The 20,762-nt window shown below is 75.8% G+C and carries 13 protein-coding genes; 10 read left to right on the top strand and 3 right to left on the bottom strand.

What is annotated here, in order from left to right:
* The first annotated feature begins 180 nt into the window (after positions 1 to 180).
* From ACFVHV_RS37720 to ACFVHV_RS37690, 7 genes are all read left to right on the top strand, one after another.
* Positions 181 to 4,383, top strand: coding sequence for an amino acid adenylation domain-containing protein (locus tag ACFVHV_RS37720; protein WP_380357559.1), 4,203 nt, complete (start codon positions 181 to 183; stop codon positions 4,381 to 4,383).
* Between the two features lie 20 nt (positions 4,384 to 4,403).
* Entirely contained in the window at positions 4,404 to 7,811 is a 3,408-nt protein-coding gene (locus ACFVHV_RS37715; protein WP_380357557.1) for an amino acid adenylation domain-containing protein, read from the top strand.
* Positions 7,812 to 7,815: 4 nt separating this feature from the next.
* Complete coding sequence (locus ACFVHV_RS37710) at positions 7,816 to 9,366, top strand: GMC family oxidoreductase (RefSeq protein WP_380357554.1); 1,551 nt, start codon at positions 7,816 to 7,818, stop codon at positions 9,364 to 9,366.
* Entirely contained in the window at positions 9,354 to 10,154 is an 801-nt protein-coding gene (locus ACFVHV_RS37705; RefSeq protein WP_359912061.1) for an alpha/beta fold hydrolase, read from the top strand. Before ACFVHV_RS37710 ends, ACFVHV_RS37705 begins: the two co-directional genes overlap by 13 nt.
* A gap of 222 nt (positions 10,155 to 10,376) precedes the next feature.
* Positions 10,377 to 11,168 carry a thioesterase II family protein gene (locus ACFVHV_RS37700; protein WP_380357551.1) on the top strand — a complete coding sequence of 264 codons (792 nt, stop codon included), beginning with the start codon at positions 10,377 to 10,379 and terminating at the stop codon, positions 11,166 to 11,168.
* Positions 11,169 to 11,369: 201 nt separating this feature from the next.
* On the top strand, positions 11,370 to 12,863 hold the full coding sequence (locus ACFVHV_RS37695) for a class I adenylate-forming enzyme family protein (protein ID WP_380357562.1): 1,494 nt from the start codon (positions 11,370 to 11,372) through the stop codon (positions 12,861 to 12,863).
* A 155-nt stretch (positions 12,864 to 13,018) separates the two neighbouring features.
* Positions 13,019 to 15,199 carry an MMPL family transporter gene (locus ACFVHV_RS37690; RefSeq protein WP_380357548.1) on the top strand — a complete coding sequence of 727 codons (2,181 nt, stop codon included), beginning with the start codon at positions 13,019 to 13,021 and terminating at the stop codon, positions 15,197 to 15,199.
* A gap of 84 nt (positions 15,200 to 15,283) precedes the next feature.
* On the opposite strand, the gene ACFVHV_RS37685 is transcribed toward ACFVHV_RS37690, so the two are convergent.
* The 3 genes from ACFVHV_RS37685 to ACFVHV_RS37675 form a co-directional block, all read right to left on the bottom strand.
* Positions 15,284 to 15,676 carry a YrdB family protein gene (locus ACFVHV_RS37685; protein ID WP_359912050.1) on the bottom strand — a complete coding sequence of 131 codons (393 nt, stop codon included), beginning with the start codon at positions 15,674 to 15,676 and terminating at the stop codon, positions 15,284 to 15,286.
* Positions 15,673 to 16,197 carry an SRPBCC family protein gene (locus ACFVHV_RS37680; RefSeq protein ID WP_359912047.1) on the bottom strand — a complete coding sequence of 175 codons (525 nt, stop codon included), beginning with the start codon at positions 16,195 to 16,197 and terminating at the stop codon, positions 15,673 to 15,675. The genes ACFVHV_RS37685 and ACFVHV_RS37680 overlap by 4 nt, the downstream gene beginning before the upstream one ends.
* Before the next feature lie 87 nt (positions 16,198 to 16,284).
* The gene (locus ACFVHV_RS37675) at positions 16,285 to 17,856 is read right to left on the bottom strand and encodes an MFS transporter (RefSeq protein WP_380357545.1); all 1,572 of its coding nucleotides are present in this window, start codon (positions 17,854 to 17,856) and stop codon (positions 16,285 to 16,287) included.
* A 216-nt stretch (positions 17,857 to 18,072) separates the two neighbouring features.
* On the opposite strand from ACFVHV_RS37675, the gene ACFVHV_RS37670 reads away from it, so the two are divergent.
* From ACFVHV_RS37670 to ACFVHV_RS37660, 3 genes are read left to right on the top strand one after another with little or no spacing between them, the layout of a single operon-like run.
* On the top strand, positions 18,073 to 19,131 hold the full coding sequence (locus ACFVHV_RS37670) for a ketoacyl-ACP synthase III family protein (protein ID WP_359912042.1): 1,059 nt from the start codon (positions 18,073 to 18,075) through the stop codon (positions 19,129 to 19,131).
* On the top strand, positions 19,128 to 20,417 hold the full coding sequence (locus tag ACFVHV_RS37665; RefSeq protein ID WP_380357542.1) for a type III PLP-dependent enzyme: 1,290 nt from the start codon (positions 19,128 to 19,130) through the stop codon (positions 20,415 to 20,417). The genes ACFVHV_RS37670 and ACFVHV_RS37665 overlap by 4 nt, the downstream gene beginning before the upstream one ends.
* A gap of 5 nt (positions 20,418 to 20,422) precedes the next feature.
* Positions 20,423 to 20,710 (top strand): acyl carrier protein, encoded by a 288-nt coding sequence (locus ACFVHV_RS37660; protein WP_359912038.1) that lies wholly within the window; start codon positions 20,423 to 20,425, stop codon positions 20,708 to 20,710.
* The last annotated feature ends 52 nt before the right edge of the window (positions 20,711 to 20,762 follow it).

The raw sequence follows: 20,762 nt of genomic DNA, 5'->3' as shown, positions 1-20,762 counted from the left end.
GGTGAGGGCGGTGGTGCGCCCGGTCCGCGCCCGGCGCAGCCCGGCGGCCATGGCGGCCTCGGTGCGCACCACCGGGCGCCGTCGCGCCCCGTTCCCCACCACCCGACTTCGCCCAGCCTCCCCGCGGGGCCCGGCCCGCCAGGGCCCGCGCCCCCGACCGCCCGAACAGGAGTTCCCGGAATGACAGCACACGGACGGCACGGCGACCCGGCCGAGCTGCTCGGCCGGCTCGCCCAGCACGGCGTCCGGCTGCGGCTGGTCGACGGCGACCGCATCGAGGTGCGCGCCGCCGCCGGCTCGCTTCCCGACCACATCCGGCACGAACTCGCCGAGAACAAGGCCGAGTTGATCGCGCTCCTGAAGCAGGGCGACACCGCCCGGCAGGCCGGCGCGCTGCCGCGGGCGGTACCCGACCCCGAGCGGCGCCACGACCCGTTCCCCCCGTCCGACCTGCAGATGTCCTTCCTGGTCGGCAGCACCGCCCAGTTCGAGTACCACGTCCGGCCGCACCAGTACATGGAGTTCGACTTCGCGGAGCTCGACCCGGAGCGCTTCGAGGCCGCGCTCAACCGGATGCTGCACCGCCAGCGCGGCAGCCTGGTGGTGGTGCGGGAGGACCTCCAACTGGAGACCGTCCGCGACCCGGCGCCCGTACGGGTGCGGGTGGCGGACCTGCGGCAGGCCGGCGAGGCCGAGGCGATGGCCGCCGTCGAGCGGACCCGCGACGAGATGCAGGCGGCCGAACTCCCGCTGGACACCTGGCCCTGGATGGACGTGCGGATCACCCGCTACGGCGACGGCCGGGCCCGGCTGCACTACAACAACAACAACTTCTTCAGCGACGGTCCGGGCACCGGCCGCTTCCTGGACAGCGTGCTGCGCGCCTACCACGACCCGTCCGAGGCCGTGGACGACCTCGAACTGGGCTACCGCGACTGCGTGCTGGCGCTGGCCGCGCTGGAGGAGTCGGAGCGCGGCGAGGCCTCCCGGGCGTACTGGTGCGACCGGATGGCCGACTGGCCCGAGGCGCCGAACCTGCCGCTGGTGAGCGGCGCGGACACCCGGACCCGGGCCCGGCTGACCCGGCGCGAGTTCACCCTGGACGCCGAGCAGTGGGCCCGCTTCAAGCGGCGCGCCACGGACCACGGCGTCACCCCCACCAACGCGGTGTACGCGGTCTACGCCGAGACGGTGGCGCACTGGAGCGGCTCGCGGCACTTCCTGCTCAACAACATGATGACCCACCGGCTGCCGATCCACCCCCAGATCACCGAGGTGGTCGGCAACTTCGCCTCGCTCTACCCGCTGGAGGTGGACTGGCGGCACGACGAGCCGTTCCACGACCGGGCGCGGCGGCTGCAGACCCGGGTCATGACCGACATGGAGCACACCTACTGGAGCGGGGTGAAGGTGCTCCAGACCCTCAACCAGGTGCGCCGCACCCCGGGCCGGGCGGCCTGCCCGTTCGTGGTCGGCAGCGGCCTGTTCATGGGGCACCTGGACCAGCCGGTCTTCAGCCACCTGGAGACGCCCCAGGTGCTGCTCGACAACCAGTTCTGGGAGCAGAGCGACGGCGGCCTGTGGGTGGTCTGGGACCTCATCGAGGCGATGTTCCCCGCCGGGCTGATCGACGCCATGCACGCCGCCTACCGCGACCTGCTCCTGCTGCTCGCCGAGGACCCGGCCGCCTGGGAGCACCGCTCCTTCGACCTGCTGCCGGCCGCCCAGCGCGAGCGCCGGGCCGCCGTCAACGACACGGCCGGCCCCGTACCCACGGGCCTGCTCGACCGCGCGCTCGCCCGGCAGGCCGCGCAGCGGCCCGACACCGCGGCCGTGCTGACCGCGGACGGCGCCGTGGACTACGGGCGACTGCACGCCCGCGCCCAGGAGCTGGCCGCCCGGCTGGCCGCGGCCGGGGTGCGCCCCGGGGACAAGGTCGCCGTCGTCCTGCCGAAGGGCGACGAGCAGATCGCCGCCGTGTACGGCGTGCTCGCGGCCGGCGCCGCCTACGTGCCCATCGACCCCGCCTGGCCGCGGGAACGCGTGGGCGAACTGCTCGCCGACACCCCCGCGGCGGCCGTGGTCACCTCGGCCGGGGAACGGGAGTCGATCGCCGCCGTCGCCGCCTGCCCGGTGCTGACGGCGGGGGAGCCCGCCGCCGAAGCGGGTCCCGCACCGGCCCGGGCGGGCGATGCGGGCGACACCGCGTACGTCATCTACACCTCGGGGTCGAGCGGAAGGCCCAAGGGCGCGGTGCTCGACCACCGCGGGCCGCTGAACACCGTGGTCGACATCAACCGCCGGTTCGGCATCGGCCCCGGCGACGTGGTCCTCGGGGTGTCCTCGCTCTGCTTCGACCTGTCCGTCTACGACGTCTTCGGCACCGCCGAGGCCGGCGCGACCCTGCTGCTGCCGCCGCCCGGGTCGGCCGACCCGGGGCAGTGGGCCGACCTGGTGCGCGAGCACGGCGTCACGGTCTGGAACTCGGTACCGGCGATCATGCAGCTGTTCGCCGAGGCCGCCGAGCAGGCCGGGCTGACCTTCCCCGGGCTGCGCGTGGTCCTGCTCAGCGGCGACTGGATCCCCGTCCGGCTCCCGGCGCTGATCCGGCGGATCGCGCCCGGGGCGCGCGTGGTCAGCCTCGGCGGCGCCACCGAGGCGTCGATCTGGTCCATCCACCACCCGATCGACCGGGTGGACCCGAACTGGGCGAGCATCCCCTACGGCCGCCCCCTGGGCAACCAGACCTGGCGGGTGCTGGACCGGACCGGCCGCGACGCCCCCGACTGGGTCACCGGCGACCTGTACATCGGCGGCACCGGAGTCGCGCTCGGCTACCTCAACGACCCCGCCCGGACGGCCGCCTCCTTCGTCACCGACCCGGCCACCGGCGAGCGGCTCTACCGCACCGGCGACCTCGGCCGCTACCGCCCCGACGGCGACATCGAGTTCCTGGGCCGCGCCGACTTCCAGGTCAAGATCCAGGGCTTCCGGGTGGAACCGGGCGAGATCGAGCACGCCCTGGCCCGGCACCCGGCCGTACGGAACGCCGTCGTCGTCGCCCGCACCGCAGGCTCGGGACGCCAGCTCGCCGGCTACGCCGTGGCCGAGCGGGGCGCACCGCGTCCGGAACCCGAGGAACTGCGCGGCTTCCTGGCCGAACGGCTGCCCGGCCACCTCGTGCCGAGCTTCGTCGTCGTGCTCGACGACCTGCCGCTCACCGCCAACGGCAAGCTGGACCGCCGCGCGCTGGAGGCCATGGGCCCGGCCTGCGACGGGCAGGACCGGACGTACACCGCCCCCCGGACGGAGACCGAGAAGGTCCTCGTGGAGATCTGGGAGTCGGTCCTCGGCATCGAGTCGGTCGGTGTCCACGACGACTTCTTCGAGCTCGGCGGGCAGTCCTTCGCGGCGCTGCGCGTCATCGGCCTGGTCGGCCAGCGGCTCGGGCTGCGCGCCCCGCTCGGGGCGCTGCTGGAGCACCGGACGGTCGCCGAGCTCGCCGCCCTCCTGGAGGCCGGGCAGGAGGAGTGGTCCCCGCTGGTGGCGCTCGACGCCACCGGCGACGGAACGCCCTGGCTGCTGGTGCACCCGGCGGGCGGGAACGTGCTCTGCTACCGGGGCCTGGCGGAACTGCTCGACGGCCCCGCCCACGCCTTCCAGGCGCCCGGCCCGGGCGTGGGCCGGGATCCGCTGGACACGGTGGAGGAGCTGGCCGAGTGCTACGCGCGGGCGCTGCTCGCCGTCCGCCCGCACGGGCCGTACCGGGTGGCCGGCTGGTCCTCCGGATCGGTGATCGCCTTCGAACTGGTCCGGCTGCTGGAGCAGCGGGGCGAGACGGTGGAGCGCTTCGTGGTGATCGACTCCCCGGCCCCCGAGCGGGCCGCCGCCCCAGAGGCCCGGGAGACGGACGGGGCCCGGGAGACGGACGAGGCGGCCGTGCTGCTCTGGTTCCTGGAGGACCTGGACATCGGCTTCGACCCGGCGGCCGTGCGCCCCGGGGCGGCCGCCGAGGTGGCCGCGGCCCCGGCGGCGGAACGGCTCGCCCGGGCCGTGGCGCTGGCCCGCGAACAGGGGCTCGACCTCCCGGACGCCGCCGACCTGGCCCTCAGCTGGCCGGTGTTCCGGGGAATCATCACCGCCTGCCACCGCTACCGCGCCGGGACGATCACGGCCGACACCACCGTGATCCGGGCGGCGCACGGGAGGGTCAGCGAGTTCGCCGACCACCCCCACGCGGACTCCGCCGAGTGGGGCTGGGCCCCGCTCACCACCGGCCGGACCACCGCCGACCGGACCGACGGCACCCACCACACCCTGCTCACCGGCACCCGTGTCGCGGCCGTCGCCGCACTCATGACCACGTGTCCGGCTCAGCACTGACCCCAGGGGGACGACCCGCGATGGACCACGACCTGATCTCGGAACTCCAGCACCTGGGCATCAAGCTGAGGCTCTCCGGCGACAGCCTCGAAGTGATCGCGCCGCCCGGCGCGGTCACCGCCCGGATCCGGGACGAACTCCGGGCCCGGCGCGGCGAGCTGATCGACCTGCTGCGCGCGGCCGGACAGGGCGCCGGCCCGGCGCCGCTCACCGCGCGGCCCGACCAGCGGCACGAGCCGTTCCCGCTCACCGACATCCAGCACGCCTACTGGATCGGCCACAACCGGGCGCTCGAACTGGGCGGGGTGGCCACCCACTTCTACTTCGAGCTCGACCGCGACGGCCTGGAGGTGGACCGTCTGGAGCGCAGCCTGCGCAAGGTCATCGCCCGGCACGACATGCTGCGCGCGGTGATCGGCCCGGACGGCCGCCAGCGGGTGCTGCCCGAGGTCCCGGACTACGAGATCCGCCACTACGACCGGGCGGACGCCACCGAGGACGCCTTCGAGGAGCACCTGCGCTCGCTGCGGGCCGAACTGGACCACCAGGTCCTCGCCCCCGACACCTGGCCGCTGTTCGACATCCGCGCCACCCGGCACCGCGAGGGGCTGCGCCTGCACGTCAGCCTCGACCTGCTGATCATGGACGCCTACAGCTTCGACCTGTTCTTCCGCGACTGGCAGCGCCACTACGAGGACGAGCAGTGGACGCCGGAGCCGTTCGCGATCGGCTACCGGGACTTCGTCCTCGCCGAGGAGGAGAAGCGCGGCGGCGCCCGGTACCGGGCCGCCGAGAAGTACTGGCTGGACCGCCTCGACGAACTGCCCCCGGCCCCGGACCTGCCGCTGGCGATCCAGCCCGGCTCGGCCGAGCGGACCGTCTTCACCCGCCGCCGGGCCTCGCTGCCCCGCGAGCAGTGGGAGCTGGTCAAGAAGACCGCCAGGGAGCGCGGCCTGACCCCCTCGTCGGTCCTGCTGGCGGCCTTCGCCGACGTGCTGCGCCAGTGGACGTCGCAGGGCGACTTCACCCTCAACCTGACCCTGTTCAACCGGCCCGCCGAGGCGCACCCGCAGATCGGCGGGATCATCGGCGACTTCACCTCGCTGACCCTGCTGCGGATCAGCGGCGGCCAGGACGAGAGCTTCGCCCGGCGCACCGCCGGCTTCCAGCAGCAGCTGATGCGGGACCTGGAGCACCTGTCGTACAGCGGCGTGCGCGTGCTGCGCGAGCGGGCCCGCCGGCTCGGCAGCGGCCTCGGCGCCGGCATGCCGATCGTCTTCACCAGCGCCCTCGGCTTCTCGGGCGACGCCGACACGATGGACGGCATGGCGTTCTTCGGCGACTACCGCCACGGGGTGAGCCAGACCCCGCAGGTCTGGCTCGACCACCAGGTGCTGGAGGAGAACGGCGAACTGGTCTTCAACTGGGACGCGGTGGAGGCGCTGTTCCCCGAGGGCCTGCTCGACGACATGTTCGCCGCCTTCCGGACCCTGCTCGGCCGGCTGAGCGACGATCCGGCCCTCTGGGACGACCTGGCCCCCACGGTCGGGGCCCCGGCCGCGCAGCTGGAGGAGCGCGAGCGGGTCAACGCCACCGCCCTCGACCTGCCCGGCGGGACGCTGCTGAGCCTCGTGGCCGACCAGGCGCGGCGCACCCCGGACGCCACGGCCGTCGTCTCCGAGGGCGGCACGCTCTCCTACGGCGACGTGCTGGCCTCGGCGCACCGGCTCGGCCACCGGCTCGCCGGCCTCGGCGCCGCCCGCGGCGAACTGGTCGGCGTGGTGCTGGACAGGGGCCCGGAGCAGATCCCGGCGGTCCTCGGGGTGACGGCCTCCGGCGCGGCCTACCTGCCGATCGATCCGCAGTGGCCCGCGGCGCGCCGCCGGCAGCTGCTGGAGTCCGGCCGGGCCGCCCTGGTGGTCACCTCGGCCCGCCACCGGGACGAGCTGGAGTGGCCCGCCGGGACGGTCCTGGTGACCCTGGACGACGAGGAGACGCTGGCACAGCCGGCCACCGAGCCGCCGACCGCGCCGGCCCCGGAGGACCTCGCCTACGTGATCTTCACCTCCGGCTCCACCGGCGTCCCCAAGGGCGTGATGATCGACCACCGGGGGGCCGTCAACACCGTTCGGGACATCAACCGCCGCTTCTCGGTCGGACCGGCCGACCGGGTGCTCGCCCTCTCGGCGCTCACCTTCGACCTGTCCGTCTACGACGTCTTCGGCACCCTCGCGGCCGGCGGCACCGTCGTCGTGCCGAGCCCCGAGCGCTCGCACGACCCGCTGCACTGGGCCGAGCTGGCCGAGCGCCACGGCGTCACGGTGTGGAACTCGGTGCCCGCCCTGATGCAGCTGTGGGCGGACTCCTCGGCCCGCCTGTCCGACGAGCGGGCCGGCGACCTGCGGCTGGTGCTGCTCAGCGGCGACTGGATCCCGGTCGCGCTGCCCGACGCCGTCCGCGCCCGGCACCCGCGCGCCGAGGTGGTCAGCCTGGGCGGGGCGACCGAGGCCTCCATCTGGTCGGTGCACTACCCGATCGGTCGGGTGCCGGCCGAGTGGGCCAGGATCCCCTACGGCAAGCCGCTGGCCAACCAGACCCTGCACGTCCTCGACGACCGGTTCCGGGACCGCCCGCTCTGGGCCACCGGGGAGATCTGGATCGGCGGCACCGGCGTGGCGAAGGGCTACTGGGCGGACCCGCAGCGCACCGCGGAGCGCTTCGTGCGCCACCCGGAGACCGGCGAGACGCTCTACCGCACCGGGGACCTGGGCCGCTACCTGCCCGGCGGGGACATCGAGTTCCTCGGCCGCCGGGACTTCCAGGTGAAGCTCAACGGCTACCGGGTGGAACTCGGCGAGATCGCCGCCACCCTGGAACGGCTCCCGGGCGTCGGCCGGGCGATCGCCCGGGTCGACACCAACCCCGCCACCGGCCGCCGCCAGCTCGTGGCCTACGCCGTCCCGGCCGGGCCCGGCTCCGACCCCGGGGCCGCGGCACCCGGCGGCCCGGTGCGCCCGGATCCGGCCGTACTGCTGGCGGAGCTGGCCGAGCGCCTCCCCGACTACATGGTCCCCAAGCACTGCCTGCTCGTCGACGCGATCCCGCTGAGCGCCAACGGGAAGGTCGACGCCGCCGCGCTGCCGGCGCCGTGGAGCGAACTGGACGAGCAGGAACTCGTCGCCCCCCGCGACGAGTTCGAGGCGGCCGTGCTCGCGGTCTGGGCCGAGGTCATGGAGTTCGACGGCTTCGGGGTCGAGGACAACTTCTTCGAACTCGGCGGCGACTCCCTGCACGCCGTGCACATCCTCACCAAGGTGCGGGAGGCGTTCCAGTGGGAGGGCGACACCGAGGAAGGCCTCCAACTGCTCTTCGAGAACCCCACGGTGGCCGGACTGGCCGCCCTGGTCAAGGACCGGCGGGGGGCGTGAGCAGGTGAGCACGGAGAGCGGGATCCCGTACTGGGACGACGTGGTCGTCGGCGCGGGCTCGGCGGGGGCGGTGCTCGCCGCACGCCTGTCGCAACGGCCCGGGCGCCGGGTACTGCTGATCGAGGCCGGGGAACTCCCGGACGGCGACGGCGCGTCCGACGACCGGGCCGGGGTGCCCGTCCTGACCGGCCGCAACTGGGACTTCACCGCCAAGGCGTCCGAGGGCGCCAGGCGCGGGTTCCCGTACGGGGTCGGCAAGGTGGTCGGCGGCTCCTCCGCCGTCAACGGCGCGCTCGCGCTGCGCCCGCTGCCCGCGGACCTCGACGCCTGGGCGGCCGCCGGCAACCCGGAGTGGACCTGGGAGCGGATGCTGCCGTACCTGGTCGCCCTGGAGACGGACCACGACGCCGAGGGGCCGGCGCACGGCACGCGGGGACCGGTGCCGATCCGCCGGACCGGCGAGGACGCGCTCGCCACCACGGCCCGGGCCTTCCTGAACGGCTGCGCCCGGCTCGGCGTGCCCGTCCTGGCGGACCTCAACTCCGGCGCCGCGCTCGGCGCCGGCGTCACGCCCGCCAACGCCGTCGACGACCGCCGGATCTCGACGGCCGAGAGCCACCTGCGACCCGCCCGGGAGCGGGGCGACGGCCCGACCCTGTGGACCGGCAGCACGGCGACCCGGGTCCTGCTGGACGCGCGGAACCGGGCCACCGGGGTCGAGGTGCGGCGCGACGGACGGCTCCGGCAGGTGGCGGCCGGCCGGGTGACCCTGGCCGCCGGGGCGGTCAACACCCCGGCGGTGCTCCAGCGTTCGGGCATCGGCGACCCGCGGCTGCTGGCCGCCCTGGGCATCACCCCCGCACTGGACCTGCCCGGCGTGGGACGCAACCTCGTCGACCACCCGGCGGTCGTGCTCTGGTCCGAGCCCCGCGCGGGGGTCTGCCGGGCCGGGGACAGCTGGCACCAGGTCACCGCCCGCTGCGCCGCCGACCCGGCCGGCGCCACGGCGGACCTGGGGCTGTTCCTGCTGGACGCGGTGCCCGTCGCGGCGAACCCGCTGATCGCCGGCATGCTCCGCGCCGAACTGGCCGTCGGGCTGTCGGCCATGGTGCTGCGGCCCGCCTCCCGCGGCTCGGTGACGATCCGGGACGCGGACGCCGCCACCCCGCCGGAGATCCTGCTCGGCCTGGCGACCGACCCGGCCGACGTCGACCTGCTGATGGCCGCCGTCCGGCAGGCCTGGGAGCTGCTGCGGTCGGCGCCGATGGCGGGGCTGTTGGAGCGGGTGCTGGTCTGGACCGACCGGATGGTCCGGGATGACCGGCTGCTGCGCGGCGCCGTGACCAGGTTCGTGTCGCCGAGCTGGCACGCCGTCGGCACCGCCCGGATGGGGCCGGCCGACGACCCGGAGGCGGTGGTGGACCAGCGCTGCCGGGTGCACGGCGCCGAGGGACTGTACGTCGTCGACGCCTCGGTGCTCCCGGTGATGCCCAGCGCCCCGCCCAACCTGACCTGTCTCGCACTCGCCGAAAGGGTGGCCCGATGGATGGACTGACCGGGATCCCGGCCGCCCCCCGGGCCGGGGAGTGGGCCGTGCGCCGCCGGGGACGGCCCCCGGCCCGGCTCAGGCTCTTCTGCCTGCCGCACGCGGGCGGCGGCGCGGCCGCCTTCCGCTCCTGGGCCCCGCACCTGGGCCCGGAGATCGAGGTCGTGCCGATCCGGCTGCCGGGGCGCGAGTCCCGCTTCCGGGAGCGCCCCCACGACCGGCTCGGCGACCTGCTGCCGCCGCTGCTGCGCGACGTCGCCCCGCTGCTCGACGGGCCGCACGCCTGGTTCGGCCACAGCATGGGCGCGGGCATCGCCTTCGAGGTCTGCCGGGCCCTGCACCGGCTCGGCCTGCCCGAACCGCGGCGGCTCCTGGTGGCCGGCCTGCCGGCGCCGCAGCTCCCGCGCCGGGCGACCCCGGTGCACGACGCGCCCGCGCCCGAACTCTTCGAGCGGATCGGGGCGTTGAACGGGCACGGCGCCGAGGCCCGGGCCGGCAACCCGCTGCTGAACGTCATGCTGCCCACCCTGCGGGCCGACTTCGCGGTGGCCGAGACCCATGTGCACCGGCCCGGCCCGCCGCTGGACTGCCCGATCACCGTCTACGGCGGCCGCTCGGACGCCTCCACGACCGAGGACGAACTCCGGGCCTGGGGCCCGCACTCCACCGCCGGCACCACCGTCCGCCTCTTCGACGGCGGGCACTTCTTCCCGCACGACGCCCCGGAGGCGTTCCTGCCGGTCCTGGCACGGGACCTGCTCGGCCGCCGGCCGGCGCCCGCCCCGGAGCGGGTCTGACGGGCCCCTCCGGGCGGGTGGTGCACAGCCGAACCTTTAGCGCCCGCACCGAGGCTGACGCACCGTCGGCCGGTACGCCCCCACCGGCCGAACCCCGCCGCTCCGCCCGCCCGGCCCGGCACCCCCGACCGGGGCCGGGCGGGCGGAGCGCGAGAGGACGCCGGGGCAGGGTGCGGAGCCTCGGCCGCCGGGCGCCGCCCGGCCGAGAGGAGACCCAGCACCATGACGCGCTACCTCACCCGCACCCCGCCGCCCCCGGGACGACTGCGGGTGTTCTGCTTCCCGTACGCGGGCGGCGGGGCCTCGGCCTACGCGGGCTGGCAGCGCCGGATCACCGCGGACGCGGAGCTGCTCCCGGTCCAACTGCCCGGCCGGGAGGGGCGGATGGCGGAGCCGCGGTTCACCGACCTGGACGACCTGGTCGCCGACCTCGACGCGGAGCTCGGGCCGGAACTCGACCACCCGCACGTGCTCTACGGGCACAGCATGGGCGCCCTGATCGCCTTCGCGCTCGCCCAGCACCGCCACGCCCGCGGCGCCCGGCTGCCCGCGGCCCTGGTGCTCGGCGGCCACCGGGCGCCGCACCTGCCGGCGCCGCTGCCCGACGAGCCCGACATCCCCGACGCCGACCTGGTGCGGACCCTGGACGCCTACGGCGGACTGCCCCGGATCCTGCTGGACCACCCGGAGTGGCTCGCCGCCCTGCTGCCGATCGTCCGCGACGACCTGCGGCTGTGCGCCGCCGCCGGCACCGTCGCCCGCACGCCGCTGCCGGTGGCGCTGCACGCCTTCGGCGGGGCCGAGGACCGGCTGGTCACGGTGCCCGAGGTCCGGGAGTGGGTGCGCTACTCCACCCGGGAGAGCGAGATCAACGTGGTGCCCGGCGGCCACTTCTTCCCCCGGGAGGCGCCCGGGTTCCCGGAGCTCCTCTCCGCCGTGCTGCGCCGCTACGAGGCGGCCCCCGGCGCGATTCCCGGCACGGCCCCCGGGCCGGCCGGGGCCGGGCAGGGCTGACCGGAGCCGGGACGGCGCGCTTTTAGCGGTGCCAAAGCCCCCTCTCGGACGATGCGGAACGAGGCCGGGGGGCCGCGCACCGCCAGATGCCCGACCACCCGTCACCGTCACCGACTAGGGGGAGCATTGACCACGCGCACGTTCGAGACCGTACCCGTACCCGGGGTCGCCACCGCCGCCGGCTCGGAGCACGCCGCCCGGATCGCCAACGCGGCCGAGGAGTTCCTCGGCGCCGCTGCCGCCGCCCGCCCGGACGCATCCGCCGTACGGGACCGCTACGGCGCCTGGACGTACGCCGAGCTGGACGCCGCCGCCGACTCCTTCGCCCGGATCCTGGCCGGCCACGGCATCCGGCCGGGCGACCGGGTGCTGGCCCGGGTGGGCAGCGGCCGCGAGTTCACCGCCCTGCTCTTCGGGGCCTGGCGGCGCGGCGCCGTGCTGGTTCCCGTCAACCCGGCGATGCGGGCCTTCCACCTGGGGCCGGTGCTGGCCGACTCGGCGCCGTCGCTGATCGTGGCGGAGGCGGCGGAGCGGGAGCAGGCCGACGGGCTGCGCTGGCCCGCCGGGGTGCCCGTCGCCGTGGTCTCCGAGCTGGACCTCTCCGGGCCCGCCGACCCGGCCGGGCGCGGCGAGGCGCTGGTGCCCGCCGACCGGCTGGCGCTGCTGATCTACACCTCCGGCAGCACCGCCGCGCCCAAGGCCGTGGCCTGCCCGCACGCCCAGGTGGTGTTCGCCGCGCGGGCGATCGCCCGGCGGCTGAACTACCGCCCGGACGACGTCGTGCTGACCGCCGTGCCGCTCTCCTTCGACTACGGCCTCTACCAGGTGCTGCTCTCGGCGCTGGCCGGGGCCGAACTGCTGCTGTCCGGCCCGGAGGGCCACGCCCGGCTGCTCGGGTTCGCCCGCGACCACGGCGCCACCGTGGTGCCGCTGGTGCCCTCGCTCGGCGAACTGCTGGTGCGCCTGGCCTCCCGGGACCCGCGGCCCACCGGGGTCCGGCTGTTCACCAACACCGGTGCCGCGCTCAACCCGCCGCTGATCGCCTCGCTGCGGGAGGCCTTCCCCGGCGCGGCGGTGGCCCCGATGTACGGCACCACCGAGTGCAAGCGGATCACCGTCCTGGAGCCCGACGGCGACCTGGCCCGGCCCGGATCGGTGGGGCGCGCGCTGCCCGGCACCGAGGTGCTGACGCTGGACGACGACGGCCGGCCGCTGCCGCCGCACGAGATCGGCGAGATCGCCGTCCGCGGCCCGCACGTGATGGCCGGCTACTGGCAGGCCCCGGAGCCCACCGCGCAGCGGTTCCGGGTGAGCCCGGAGGACGGCCGGGTCACGCTCCGCACCGGCGACTACGGCTGGCTGGACGAGGACGGCCACCTGTACTTCCAGGGCCGGCGCGACGACCTGTTCAAGCGGCGCGGCTCGCGGATGAGCACGGTGGAGATCGAGGCCGCCGTCCTGGACATCGACGGGGTCCGCGAGGCGGCCCTGCTCGCCCCGGAGGAGGACCGGGACATGGTGCTGTTCGTGGTCGGCGAGGTCACCGCCGAGCAGGTGCTGGGCAGGCTGGCCGACCGGCTGGAGGCGGCCAAGGTCCCAGACCTCTGCCGGGTGCTGCCCGCGCTGCCGCTCACCGCCAACGGCAAGACGGACGGCAAGGCGCTGCGCGCCCTGCTGGCGGGGGAGCCGGCCTGACCGTCCGGCCGGAGCGCCGCGCCGGTGACGTGCAGTCAGCGGACGGGCACGCCCCGCTCAAGCGAGAGCCAAGGGCCTTCGCCGAGGGTGGGGCGGCCGTGTCCGCCTCTGCGCCCGCGCTGCCGCACCACGGCCGCGCGACGGAAGGAATACCGATGTTCACCGCTCTGGGCTCCGCTCTGCACGGGCGACGGAGAGCCTCCCTGCTGCTGACCCTGCTGATCACCGTGCTGGCCGCGGTCTTCGGCGGCTCCGTCGGGGACAGGCTCACCAACGGGCTGTCCGACTACGACGACCCGGGCGGCGGCAACGTCGTCGCCCGGGAGACGATCACCCGCGCCACCGGCATCGACTCCCAGCAGGGCTACCTGCTGCTGGTCCGCACCGACGAGCAGCTGCGCGGTGCCGGCGCGCCCCCGGCCGCCGTGACCGCGGCCGTCCGGCTGCTGAAGGACCGGCCCGAGGTCGAGCGGGTCGTCGACTACTCGGCCGACCCCGCGCTGATCTCCCGGGACGGGCACAGCACGGTGGTCGTCGGCGCCGTGCGCCCGATGGCCGAACCGGAGACCAAGGCCGCCGAGCAGGAGCTCCAGCGGGCCGTCAAGGACGACCCGGCGCTGAACGGCCGGGCCTGGCTCGGCGGCGCCACGCCCGGCCACGTCCAGGTGGCCCAGGTCTCCGACACCGACCTGGCCGAGGCCGAGGGCCTGGCCACGCCGGTCATCCTGATCGCGCTGTTCCTGGTCTTCCGCGGCCTGGTGGCCGCCCTCGTCCCCCTGCTGGGCGCCGTCGTCTCGCTGCTGCTCACCATGGCCGGCCTGCGGATCGCCACCACCGCGATGGACGTCTCCACCGGGGCGATGAGCCTGGCCTTCGCCCTGGGCCTGGGGCTGTCCATCGACTTCGGCCTGCTGATCGTCACCCGCTACCGGGAGGAGCTGGCCGAGCACGGCCCCGGCGCCGAGGCGCTGCGGCGGACGGTCGCCACCGCCGGGCGCACCGTGCTGTTCAGCGCGCTCACGGTGGCGGCCGCGCTGCTCGCGATCATGGTGTTCCCGCACCCGTACCTGCGGTCCATGGGCCTGGCCGGCGTCATCACCGTCGTCTCGGCGGCCCTGTTCGCCCTGCTCGGACTGCCCGCGCTGCTCGCCGTGCTGGGCCACCGGATCAACGCGCTGGCGCCGCGCCGCTGGCAGCGGTCCGCGGCGGCCGGGCAGGCCACCGCCGGGCGCTGGCACCGGCTGGCCTCGGCGGTCATGCGCAGGCCCGCGGTCTTCACGCTGGTCGCCACCGTCGTCCTGCTGCTCGTCGCCTCCCCGCTCACCGGGGTGCGGTTCACCGGCGTCGACCCGACCTCGCTCCCCAAGGACATCAGCGCCGGGCAGGTCGCCGCGCGGCTCGGCGGCGACTTCGACGAAATCGCCACCAGCCCGTTGCAGATCGTCCTCGACACCGCCGACGACACCGGGCTCCAGGAGTACGCCCGGCGGGTCGCCGCGGTGCCCGGGGTGGAGTCGGTGGGCGAGCCGCAGCGGCTGGACGCCGCGCACTGGGAGATCGACGCCGTCCTCGCCGGCAACCCGCTGGACGGTCCGGCACTGCGGGCCGGCGAGCGGGTCCAGGACGTGGCGGCGCCCGTCACCGCCCGCTTCACCGGGACGACGGCGGACTTCCTCGCCCAGCGGGGCAGCATCGCCGACCGCCTGCCCCTGGCGTTCGGCGTGCTGGCCGGCGTGACGGTGCTGCTGCTGTTCGCCTTCTCCGGATCGGTGCTGCTGCCGCTGCTCGCCCTGGTGATGAACCTGCTCTCCACCGGCGCCGCGTTCGGCTTCCTGGTGTGGGTCTTCCAGGACGGCAACCTCGGCTTCGCCGCCCACAGCGGGCTGGAGACCACCACGCCCGTGCTGGTCTTCGCGCTCGCCTTCGGCCTCTCCACCGACTACAACGTCTTCCTGCTGGGGCGGATCAAGGAGGCCCGGGCCGCGGGCCGCGGCGACCGGGAGGCGGTCGCCGACGGCCTGGCGCAGATCGGCTCCACCGTCACCAGCGCCGCCGCGCTGTTCTGCGTCGCGGTGGGCGCGCTGGCGATGTCCCGGCTGGTGTTCGTCCAGGAGCTGGGCCTCGGCGCGGCGTTCTCCGTCCTGCTGGACGCCACGGTGGTGCGGGCGCTGCTGGTGCCCGCGCTGATGGCGCTGCTCGGCTCCGCCACCTGGTGGGCCCCCGGTCCGCTGCGCAGGCTGCACGCGGCGCTGCGGCTGGACCGCATGGAGGGCCCGGCCGCCCCGGAGCCGGCCGCCGCGCCGGCCGCCGGGAGGGTGCGCCGGCCGGTCGGCTGACCGACACGCCGGCGGCCTGAAGGCGGCGTACGACGGCCCGTCCTCCCTCCGGTGAGGGGGACGGGCCGTCGCGCCGGTCGCGGGTCAGTGCTGGAGCAGCCACCAGATCCGGTCGTACGCGGCGACGTGGTAGACGGCCAGGACGATCAGGAACCACTGGGCGGTCCTGCGCATCCCGGCGTGCCACAGCCCCGCCGCGGCACCGCCGAACACGGCGAACTCCAGCAGCAGGCGGATCGGCCCCGGGGTGTCGAAGGTGGTCTCGCCGCTGCGGGCCTCGTCGCCCGCGGTGGCGAAGTCGCCCCAGACGACGGCCACCACCACGGGTATCGCGACCACCGCCAGGTACTTCAGCGCGCCGGGCGCCTTGCGCCAGCCCCACACGCCGAAGCCGTACAGGGCGAACAGCTCAAGCAGGAAGCGCAGGCCCAGGAAGACCGGGGTGTAGGCCAGGGCCAGGTCCGTCGTCGTGTTCACCGCTCGCCCTCCACCGTGCTCTTCAGCGCGCCCAGCCAGCCCCGCAGGACCGCCGACAGCTTCTCGCTGCTGTAGTACAGGCCGACCAGCGCGCCGCCGATCGACTCCTCGGACCGCACCACGGTGCCGCCCCCGGGCGCCGGCCGCAGCAGGAACCGGTGCACGCCCCGCGAGCCGGCCAGCCGACCGGTCCAGGCGATCTCCCGCCCGGGCGTCACCACGGCCAGCGTGGACCGGATGCGCATGCCGTTCAGCACCCAGCGGAAGGTCAGGTCCGCGGCCGGCCCCGCGCCGTCCAGGGCGGCCTCCCTGACGCCCGGCACCCAGCCCGGCCAGCCCGGCACGTCGGTGAGCACCCGCCAGACCTCGTCCGGCGGTGCGGCCACCGTCACCTCGCTCGCCGCGACCACAGGGGCCCGTTCGTCGATCCGCCCGCCCTTCGCGTACTCCTCGTGCAGGGTCCGGATCGGTGGGCCGACGTACATGGCCCGGCTGAGCAGCGAGCCTCTGGAAACGGTCATGGGAAAACACCTCCGCTGAAAACGGGCGAGCAGGCGTGACGGAGGCAGGCGCGATCCTTCCCCCGTCACTCGAATCGCGCTTGATCATTACCTTACGGGGCCGGGTTGACGGTCCGTCGGGGAGCGCGCGGGGTCGACCGGGGAAGCGCTCCGCGGCGCCGGTCCGGCCGGCGGCTCCGACCGGCCCGGCAGCAGGACGGCGCCGAGCACGGCGCCCACCGCCACCACCGCGGCGGCGGTGCCGAACCCGGCCGCCGCGGCGTGGTCGAAGGCCTGCCGCGCCGCGGCCGCGAGTGCGTCCCCGGCCCGGCCGCCGGTGCGCTCCGCGAGCTCCAGGGCGTCGTGCAGCGAGCGGTCGGCCGGGTCCGGCAGCCCGGCCGCCCCGCTCGCGTAGCGGCGGGCGAGCACCGTGCCGACCAGCGCCACCCCCAGCGCGTTGCCCAGCTCCTGCAAGGTGTCGTTGAGGGCCGCGCCGGAGCCCGAACGGGCCTCGGGGACGAGGGAGATCACCGTGTCGGTCACCGGCGTCATGGCCAGCCCGAAGCCGATCCCGGTGACCACCAGGCCGGCCAGCACCGGCGGGTAGCCGCCGTCCACCACACCGACCACGACGATGCCGGCCGCCGCCAGCGCCAGTCCCGCGCCGACCGCCCCGCGCGGGCCGTGACGGCGGGTCAGCCGACCGGAGAGGAAGGCCCCGACACCCACCGAGAGGGCGCTCGGCAGCATTCCGAGCCCGGCCCGCAGCGGGCTGAGCCCGAGGCCGAACTGCAGCCGCTGGGTGAGCACGAAGAACGTGCCGGCCACGCCGGTCATCAGCAGCAGGTTCCCGCCCCCGGCGCCGACGAAGGCCGGCCTGCGCAGCAGGGCCAGGTCCACCATCGGGTGCGGGTGCCGGCGTTCCCAGGCGACGAAGGCGACCGCGGCGGCCCCGCCGGCGGCCAGCGCCGCCAGCACGCCCGGCGAGGTCCAGCCGTGCCCGGAGGCCTGGATCGCCCCGTACACCACCCCGCCCATGGCGCCGGCGCCCAGCAGGGCGCCCACCGGGTCGGCCGGGCGCGGGGCCGGATCGGCCGACTCCGGCAGCAGCACGGCGCCCGCCACCAGCACCAGCACCGCCGGCACCAGGCTCACCGCGAACACCGACCCCCACCAGAAGCGGTCCACCAGCGCGCCGCCCAGGACCGGGCCGGCCGCCACGCCGAGCGCCGAGACCGAGCCCCAGACGGCGATCGCCCGGGCGCGTTCGCGGGCCGGGAAGACGTTCACCAGGATCGCCAGGGTGCCCGGCATCACGAACGCCGCCCCGAGCCCCATCACGGCCCGTGCGGCGAGCAGTTGGGACGGTCCGTCGGCGAACAGCGCCACCAGGGAACCGGCCCCGAACGTCGCGGTGCCGGCCAGGGTGGCCCGCTTGCGGCCGTAGCGGTCGCCGAGCGTCCCGGCGGTCAGCAGGGCCCCGGCGAACACCAGGGTGTACGCGTCGACGATCCACTGCGCCTGCGACATGCCCGCGCCGGTGCTGCGGATGAGCTGCGGCACCGCCACGTTGAGCAGGCTGTTGTTGAGCAGGATCGCGAACAGCGCGGCGGACAGCACCGCGAGCACCCACCACCGGCGCGGGTCGGGGGGCGCCTCGTCCCCGGGGGATTCCTGCATGCTCGGCTCCCGTCGTCGGCAGGGCCGGCCCCGGTCGCGGGGCCGTCGCGCCCCAGGCTGGTCGGCCGGGCTGAAGCCGGGCTTGTGCGCGGCCCGGGCGCGGGTCGCCCGCCGGGTTTTAGCGGCACCCAAGTTGGCGCTCGGAGGATGCCGTGGACGGCGGGGTGAGGGCTCGACTCCATCGCCCGACGGACCGTCACGAGGAATGGAGACCCCATGCGCTGGCAAAACGTGTATGTGTCGGGGACCGGAGCCTGGCTGCCGCCGGCGGTCTCCGCGCGCTCCGCCGTCGACTCGGGTGAGTACGACCCCGAGCAGTTCGAGGCCGACGGGCTGCTGTCGGTCCGGGTGGCCCCGGACGACGTGGCGCCGCCCGACATGGCGGTGCAGGCCGCCACCACCGCGCTCAAGCGCTCCGGTGCCTCCCCGGAGGACGTCGCGCTGCTGGTGCACAGCTACATCTACTTCCAGGGCATCGACGGCTGGCCGGCCGCCTCCTACGTGGCCAACCACGCCGTCGGCCCCCGGGTGACCGCGCTGGAGCTGAAGCAGGAGTGCAACGCCGGCCTCGCCGGCCTGGAGCTCGCCGCCCACCGGCTGGCGTCGGCGGAGCCCGGCACCAGCGCGGTGCTCACCACGGCCGACCGCTTCGGCGCGCCGCTGATGCGCCGCTGGCGGCAGGAGCAGGGCATCGTCTACGGCGACGGCGCCGCCGCCGTGGTGCTGAGCAACCGGGGCGGGTTCGCCCGGCTGGTGTCCACCGCGACGGTCTCGGACAACTCGCTGGAGGCCGTGGTCCGGGGCAGGGGCTTCGAGCCGCTGCCCACCGGCGAGCAGCAGACCCTCAGCGAGCGGGTCGGCCACTACGTGCAGCAGCACGGCAGCCTGCGCGAGGCGACCGAGCGGCTCGTCGGCGTGGTCGGCGAGGCCATCGACACCGCCCTCGCGGACGCCGGCACCGACCGTCAGGGCCTGGCCTGGACGGTCATCCCGGCGACCGGACGCAGCAAGATGGAGTGGCAGGTGCAGAAGATGCTCGGGGTCTCCGAGGAGCGCACCACCTGGGAGTTCGCCCGCCGGGCCGGACACCTCGGCGCCGCCGACCAGTTCGCCGGGCTGAACGACCTGGCCGAGACGGGCGTGCTGCGCCCCGGCGACAAGGTCCTGGTGGTCGGCAGCGGATCCGGCTTCACCTGCACCTGCGCCGTGCTGGAGATCCTGGCGGAGCCCGAGTGGCGGGCCGCGGGCGGCCCCGGTGCCGAGGTGGGCCCGTGACCGCGGGCGCGTTCACCGATCCCGAACTGGTCGCGGCGTACGGCAGCCCGCTGTACGTCTACGACGCGGCCCGGGTCCGGGCCGCCGCCCGGGACCTGCGCGAGGCCGTCCCGCAGCCCTCCCGGATCTACTACTCCCTGAAGGCCAACCCCCACCCCGCCCTGGTCGCCGAACTGCGCCGCGGCGGCGTGCACGCCGAGGTCACCTCGCGCGGCGAGCTGGCCGCGGCGCTGGAGGCGGGGCACCCGGCCGGGGAACTGCTGTACTCCGGGCCGGGCAAGGTGGCGGCCGAGCTGGACGAGGCGGTGCGCGCCGGGGTGCGCGCCTTCTCCGTCGAGTCCTTCGGGGACCTGGAGCGGGTCGGCACGGCCGCCGCCGCCCATGACGCGGTGGCCGACTGCGTGCTGCGGATCAACGCCGCCGGCGCGCCGGGCACCGCGGGGCTGCGGATGACCGGCGGCCCCTCCCAGTTCGGCTTCGACCTGGACTGGCTCGCGAAGGAGGCCGACCGGCTGCGGGTCGCCGGCACCCGGGTCGTCGGGCTGCACTTCTTCCCGCTGACCAACTCCGCGGACGAGGACGGCCTGATCGCCGAACTGGCCCAGAGCGTGCGCACCGCCGCCCGCCTGCGCGACCGGCTCGGCATCGAGCTGGAGCTGCTGGACCTCGGCGGCGGCTTCGCCTGCCCGTACGCGACGGCCGGCGAGCGGCCGGTGTACCGGCGGCTGCGGGAGGCCCTGGCCGAGGTGCTGGACGAGAACCTGCCCGGCTGGCGCGAGGGGCGGCCGGTGATCGCCTTCGAGTCCGGCCGCTACCTGGTCGGCGACAGCGGGCGGCTGCTGAGCACCGTGACCGACGTCAAGCCGAGCCGGGGCAGCACCTACGCGGTGCTCGACGCCGGGATCAACCACCTCGGGGGGCTGTCCGGTCTGGGCCGGCTGCTGCCCCTGCGGGCCCAGCCGACCGGGCCGGCCCGGACCCCGGCCGCCGGGGAGCCGGCCGAGCCGGTGACCCTGGCCGGTCCGCTCTGCACCCCGGCGGACATCCTGGCCCGGGCCGTGGAGCTGCCCGGGGTCCGTTCCGGCGACCTGCTCGCCGTCCCCAACGTGGGCGCGTACGGCCTCACCGCCAGCCTGCTCGGCTTCCTCGGCCACCGGGCCCCGGCCGAGGTACTGGTCGACGGCGACCGCGTGGTCTCCGCGACCCGGCTGGCGCTGCAGCGCCGGGCCCTGGAGCCCGGCGACGACGCCGCCCGCACCACCGACCCATCCACCGCACGGAGGTAGCACCCATGACCGACGAGACCCGCCAGGACCGGCCGTGGGACACGGCCTTCGAGGAACTGCTGCTCCAGACCCTGCCCCGGCTCGCCGCCCGCGGCCCGCTGACGGGTGACGCCAGCCTGCGCGCCGCGGGCCTGGACTCGCTCGCCATGGTCGAGCTCCTCGTCCAGGTGGAGCAGGTGTACGGGATCAGCATCCCGGACGGCGAGCTGGTGGCCGACACCTTCGCCACCCCGGCGCAGCTGTGGGACGTGATCGCCGGGCTGCGCGGCGGACGCGTGGCCGACCCGGCCTGACGCCGTCCCCGACCGACCGACCGCCCGTCCCCGAACCGCCCCGGGCCCGTCC

It is taken from the genome of Kitasatospora sp. NPDC127116 (assembly GCF_042677365.1).
Lineage (GTDB): Bacteria > Actinomycetota > Actinomycetes > Streptomycetales > Streptomycetaceae > Kitasatospora > Kitasatospora lactacystinica.
The sequence above is the reverse complement of the archived record's forward strand: the minus strand, read 5'-3'. Positions and strand labels throughout refer to the sequence as shown.

Coding starts and splice junctions, on each gene's coding strand:
- ACFVHV_RS37720 (WP_380357559.1), top strand. CDS start 181: ATGACAGCACACGGACGGCACGGCGACCCGGCCGAGCTGCTCGGCCGG.
- ACFVHV_RS37715 (WP_380357557.1), top strand. CDS start 4,404: ATGGACCACGACCTGATCTCGGAACTCCAGCACCTGGGCATCAAGCTG.
- ACFVHV_RS37705 (WP_359912061.1), top strand. CDS start 9,354: ATGGATGGACTGACCGGGATCCCGGCCGCCCCCCGGGCCGGGGAGTGG.
- ACFVHV_RS37700 (WP_380357551.1), top strand. CDS start 10,377: ATGACGCGCTACCTCACCCGCACCCCGCCGCCCCCGGGACGACTGCGG.
- ACFVHV_RS37690 (WP_380357548.1), top strand. CDS start 13,019: ATGTTCACCGCTCTGGGCTCCGCTCTGCACGGGCGACGGAGAGCCTCC.
- ACFVHV_RS37680 (WP_359912047.1), bottom strand. CDS start 16,197: ATGACCGTTTCCAGAGGCTCGCTGCTCAGCCGGGCCATGTACGTCGGC.
- ACFVHV_RS37675 (WP_380357545.1), bottom strand. CDS start 17,856: ATGCAGGAATCCCCCGGGGACGAGGCGCCCCCCGACCCGCGCCGGTGG.
- ACFVHV_RS37670 (WP_359912042.1), top strand. CDS start 18,073: ATGCGCTGGCAAAACGTGTATGTGTCGGGGACCGGAGCCTGGCTGCCG.
- ACFVHV_RS37660 (WP_359912038.1), top strand. CDS start 20,423: ATGACCGACGAGACCCGCCAGGACCGGCCGTGGGACACGGCCTTCGAG.